General features: G+C 69.7%; 2 protein-coding genes. Both read right to left on the reverse strand.

What is annotated here, in order from left to right; translation table 11 throughout:
• Positions 1 to 160: 160 nt before the first annotated feature.
• Positions 161 to 787 (reverse strand): PadR family transcriptional regulator, encoded by a 627-nt coding sequence (locus FOE67_RS18550; RefSeq protein ID WP_182665744.1) that lies wholly within the window; start codon positions 785 to 787, stop codon positions 161 to 163.
• 190 nt (positions 788 to 977) lie between these two features.
• Positions 978 to 3797, reverse strand: coding sequence for a preprotein translocase subunit SecA (secA, locus tag FOE67_RS18555; RefSeq protein ID WP_182665746.1), 2820 nt, complete (start codon positions 3795 to 3797; stop codon positions 978 to 980).
• Positions 3798 to 4137 lie beyond the last annotated feature (340 nt).

A 4137-nucleotide genomic window follows, 5' to 3' on the forward strand; every position in this document is an offset into this window, starting at 1 on the left:
GCCCCGGAGGGGGCGGGTGGTGGTCACGCCACCGGCCCCCGATGCCGGGTACGGGCCGGTGTCGAACTCCGTTACCGGCCGGGCGGCGATGGGGTCCGGCCCGGGCCGTGCCCCCCTGGTGCGCACGGCTCGATCGGGCGGGATGGTGCGGGGCTCGGGCTCAGCGACGGCCGGGAGCGGTTCGGTCGGGCTCCTTCTCGATCTCCGCCGGAGCCGTCTGCCCGGCGGAGGCCGGACGGCGACCGGCGATTCTCAACAGGCGGGACTCGCAGTGGTCCAGCCAGCGCGCCTCCGCCTCCGCCTGGAAGATCAGCTGTTCGAGCACGAGCAGCCAGGCGATGTCGTGCGGCTCTCCGCCCGGGCCGCCCCGGTCGCCGGCCAGGGCGCGGGCCTTGAGACGGGTGTAGTCCTGCATGGCGCGCAGGGTGTGGCGGCGCTGCGCCTGGATGATGTCGGCGACATCCACCCCGGGAGCGGTGACGGCCATGGCCAATTTGATGGACAGCTCGTCACGGGCCGGCTGGGTGCGGTCCACGGGCTGCTCGTACCACTCGGTGAGCCGGCGCCTCCCTTCCTCGGTGATGGCGTAGGGCTGTTGGCGGGCCTCGGCCTCCTCGTCCACCGCGGTGATCAGTCCGTCGCGCTCCAGGCGGCTCAGGGTCGTGTAGACCTGACCGATGTTCAGCGGCCAGGTGGAGCCGGTGCGGGACTCGAACTCGGTGCGCAGCTGGGAGCCGTAGCGCGGACCGTGCTCGAGAAGGGCGAGGAGCCCGTAACGGATCGACATACCGAGTATGTATACCGAGTAGGGTGGGGTTCCGCAAGGGCCGTCCGAAGCCTTCACTCGCACGAGTGATCGATGCCGGGAAAAGGGTTGGAGTCCTCCCCGGGGTGGGATCACCGCATCGGCGGCCCGGGGGGAGCGGGCCGGCCCCGGCACCGACAGGAGGGGAAACGGCGGGACCCCGGGGCGGGACTCACTTGCGGCGGCGACGGCCACCCGACTTCTGCGCCTTGCGACGCTCGGCACGGCTCATGCCGTCCCCGGCCGGCGAGGCACCGGAGGAGTCCTCGAAGTCGCCCTCGACGACACCGCCCTCCCCGTCCACGCTCGGCGCCGAGAAGTGCAGCCGCTCGGCCCGCTGCGGGGCCTCCAGCCCCTTGGCCCGGATCGCCGGCCGCGCCGGGGCGCCCGCCGGAGCCGGGGCCTCGGCACCCTTGGTGAGCTGAGGGGCCCCGGCCTCCACCGGCACCTCCTCGACCCGGCGCTCCACCTGGACCTCCAGGTTGAACAGGTAGCCGACCGACTCCTCCTTGATGGCGTCCATCATGGCGGTGAACATGTCGAAGCCCTCGCGCTGGAACTCCACCACCGGGTCGCGCTGGGCCATCGCCCGCAGACCGATGCCCTCCTGGAGGTAGTCCATCTCGTAGAGGTGCTCGCGCCACTTGCGGTCCAGCACGGAGAGCACCACCCGGCGCTCCAGCTCGCGCATGACCTCGGAGCCCAGCTGCTCCTCACGGGCGTTGTACTGCTCGTTGATGTCCCGCTTGATCTCCTCGGCGATGAACTCGGGGGTCAGCCCCTCGCGTTCGCCGACCGCCTCGATCAGCTCGTCCACCGTCACCGACACCGGGTAGAGCTGCTTGAACGCCCCCCACAGCCGGTCCAGGTCCCACTCCTCGGCGAAGCCCTCCACGGTCTCCGCCCGGACGTAGGCCTCGACGGTGTCCTCCATGAAGAAGCGCACCTGCTCGTGCAGGTCGGCGCCCTCCAGCACCCGGCGGCGCTCGGCGTAGATGACCTCGCGCTGCCGGTTGAGGACCTCGTCGTACTTCAGGACGTTCTTGCGGATCTCGAAGTTCTGCTGCTCGACCTGGCCCTGCGCGGAGGCGATGGCACGGGTCACCATCTTGTTCTCGATCGGCACGTCGTCCGGCACGTTCGCCATCGCCATGACGCGCTCGACCATCTGCGCCTTGAACAGCCGCATCAGGTCGTCGCCCAGCGAGAGGTAGAAGCGGGACTCACCGGGGTCGCCCTGACGGCCGGACCGACCGCGCAGCTGGTTGTCGATGCGCCGCGACTCGTGGCGCTCGGTGCCCAGCACGTACAGGCCGCCGAGCTCCTTGACCGCCTCGAACTCCTCGCTGACCGCCTGCTCGGCGCGCTCCAGCGCGGCCGGCAGCGCCGCCGCCCACTCCTCGGCCTGCTCCACCGGGTCCAGCCCCTTGGCGCGCAGCTCCGCCTCGGCCAGTTCCTCGGGGTTGCCGCCGAGCTTGATGTCGGTACCGCGACCCGCCATGTTGGTGGCCACGGTCACCGCGCCCCGACGACCGGCGGCGGCGACGATCTGCGCCTCCCGCTCGTGGTTCTTCGCGTTGAGCACCTCGTGGCGCACCCCGCGCTTGGCCAGCTGCTGGGAGAGGTACTCGGACTTCTCCACCGAGGTGGTGCCGACCAGCACCGGCTGCCCGGACTCGTGCTTCTCGACGATGTCCTCGACCACCGCGTTGAACTTGGCGACCTCGGTCCGGTAGATGAGGTCGGCCTGGTCCACCCGCTTGGGGGAACGGTGGGTCGGGATGGGCACCACACCGAGCTTGTAGATCTGGTGGAACTCCGCCGCCTCGGTCATCGCCGTACCGGTCATGCCGGAGAGCTTGTCGTAGAGGCGGAAATAGTTCTGAAGGGTGATCTTGGCGAGCGTCTGGTTCTCGTCCTTGATCTTCACCCCTTCCTTCGCCTCGATCGCCTGGTGCATGCCCTCGTTGTAGCGGCGACCGGCGAGGATGCGGCCGGTGTGCTCGTCGACGATCACGACCTCGCCGTCGACGACGACATAGTCCTTGTCCCGCTTGTACAGCTCCTTCGCCTTGATGGCGTTGTTCAGGTAGCCGACCAGGGGGGTGTTCACCGACTCGTAGAGGTTGTCGATGCCCAGCCAGTCCTCGACCTTGGCGACACCGGCGTCGTGGATGGCGACGGTGCGCTTCTTCTCGTCCACGTCGTAGTCGCCGGTCTCCGCCTGCTGGCGCGTCGGGACCGCGGCCTCGCCGCGCTCCAGGCGCTTGACCAGCTTCGCGAAGTCCGCGTACCACTTCGTCGCCTGGTCGGCCGGGCCGGAGATGATCAGCGGGGTGCGGGCCTCGTCGATGAGGATGGAGTCCACCTCGTCGACCACGGCGAAGTTGTGGCCCCGCTGCACCAGTTCCTCCTTCGACCACGCCATGTTGTCGCGCAGGTAGTCGAAGCCGAACTCGTTGTTGGTGCCGTAGGTGATGTCGCAGGCGTACTGCTCGCGGCGCTTGGCCGGCGGCATGCCACCGGTGATGCACCCCACGGACAGGCCGAGGAAGCGGTGGACCCGGCCCATCCACTCCGAGTCGCGCTGGGCCAGGTAGTCGTTGACCGTGATGAGGTGGACGCCCTTGCCGGAGAGCCCGTTGAGGTAGGTCGGGAGGGTACCGACGAGGGTCTTGCCCTCACCGGTCTTCATCTCCGCCACGTACCCCAGGTGCAGGGCCGCGCCGCCCATGATCTGCACGTCGTAGTGACGCTGCCCCAGCACCCGCTTGGCCGCCTCGCGCACCGTGGCGAAGGCCTCGGGGAGCAGGTCGTCCAGGGTCTCGCCCGCCGCCAGGCGCTCCCGGTACTCATCGGTCAGGGCACGCAGCTCGGCGTCCGACAGGTCCAGGAAGTCCTCTTCAATCGAATTCACCTGGTTGGCGATGCGGTGCAGCTTGCGCAGGATCTTCCCTTCGCCTGCACGCATGAGTTTGCTGAAGACGGACACGAGGGTTGGTCTCCTTGCCGGTCGGGCCTGACACGTCACGGTCGGGTGCGTGGGCGCGGCGTTCCATACAGGCGGCCCCGCCGCACCGGCCATCGTATGCGAGGGCGGGACGAGGTGTCAGTGCCGTGACGCCCCCCGTGACGGGACGATCACGCCGACCGGACCGGTCGTGGTCGGCACGGCCGCGGAACGGGGGCGGGAGCGGGCGGCGGAAACGGGGAGCCGACCCCACCGCGAACACCTTCCGTCACCGAAACCGCCTGATCGTCACAGGAGGTCACTGTCGGGGGGCGGCCCTATCATCCGGGCATGTCCCGCATCCTGCCCGGTGTCCCCGCCC

Origin of the sequence: Streptomyces calidiresistens, assembly GCF_014141525.1 — a bacterium.
Lineage (GTDB): Bacteria > Actinomycetota > Actinomycetes > Streptomycetales > Streptomycetaceae > Streptomyces > Streptomyces calidiresistens.

What these genes read in the sequence shown, in the direction of transcription:
- FOE67_RS18550 (WP_182665744.1), bottom strand. Translation starts at nt 787, where the DNA reads ATGTCGATCCGTTACGGGCTCCTCGCCCTTCTCGAGCACGGTCCGCGC.